1 protein-coding gene is annotated in these 1,187 nt (G+C 65.6%); it reads left to right on the top strand.

The features are described from left to right. Nucleotides 1-33 precede the first annotated feature (33 nt). Nucleotides 34-1,187, top strand: a 1,154-nt coding sequence (locus ACZ6TV_RS55220) for an acyl-CoA dehydrogenase family protein (protein WP_465309794.1), incomplete at its 3' end; no start/stop codon positions are given.

Here is a 1,187-nt window from a genome sequence, read left to right on the forward strand (position 1 = left end):
CCGCCCGAGCCGGGTTTGACCGGGGATGAGGTGGTGGCGCGTGCTGAGGCGATGGTTCCTGAGCTTGTTGAGCGGCAGGCTGAGACGGAGGAGCGTGGGTTTTACGCTGAGGATGTTCATGAGCGGTTTGCCAGGAATGGTTTTTACCGGATTTTGGTGCCGCGTCGGTATGGCGGGTACGAGTTCGGGATCGAGACGTTTTTCCGGGTGTGTGTGACGTTGGCGCGTGGTTGTGGTTCGACGGGTTGGATGTTCGGGTTGGGGGCGGCGCATACGCAGGTGGCTGCGTCGATTTTTGGTGAGCGGGCGCAGGATGAGTTGTTCGCGGTGGGTGATTTCATCTGTCCTGGTACGGCGATTCCGCGGGGGACGGCGGTGCCGGTGGCTGGTGGTGGTTGGACGGTGAGCGGGACGTGGTCGTATTGTTCCGGGTCGCCGTACGGGACGCATTTCATGGGGCATGCGGTGTTGCCTGCGCAGGATGGTGTGCCGCCGGCTGCGTTGTTGTTCGCTGCGCCGCGCAGTCAGTGGGAGCGGTTGGACGACTGGGGTCAGCAGTTGGGGATGCGGGGTAGTGGTTCGCACGGCATCCGGATGGAGAATGTTCATGTTCCGCCGCACATGGCGTTGCCGGGTGTGCAGCTGGTGCAGTACGACGCGTCGGGGGGTACGCCGGGGCGGGCGTTGCACGGGAATGCGGAGTACGGCGGTGGTCCGCTGTCGTTCATCAATTTCTTGAACTGTTCGATCGCGGTGGGTATGGCGAAGGGGGCGCTGGACGCGTACGAGGAGCTGCTGCGGACGCGGACGACGTTGGTCCCGCCGGTGGTGCCCCGGTATCTGGACCCGGATTATCAGGTCTGGTACGGCGAGGCGGTCGGCATGGTCGGTACCGCTGAGGCGGCGTTGATGAACGCTGTGCAGCAGTGGCACGACGCGGCGGTGCGGGGGCCGGCCGAGGTGACCCCGGAACTGGACCTGCGCCTGTCAGCGATCAGCCGGCACGTCGCCACGACCGCCTGGACCGCGGTCGAGAGCATCATCCTGCCCACCGCCGGATCGAGCGCCATCCGCCACGGCGAACGCATCGAACGCGTCTGGCGGGACCTGTCCACCATGCGCACCCACGCCGGCCTGTCCATCCTGCTCCCCACCATCGCCATGCGCGAACTCGCCAAAAGCGTCGT

Source organism: Dactylosporangium sp. NPDC051087, from assembly GCF_055586325.1.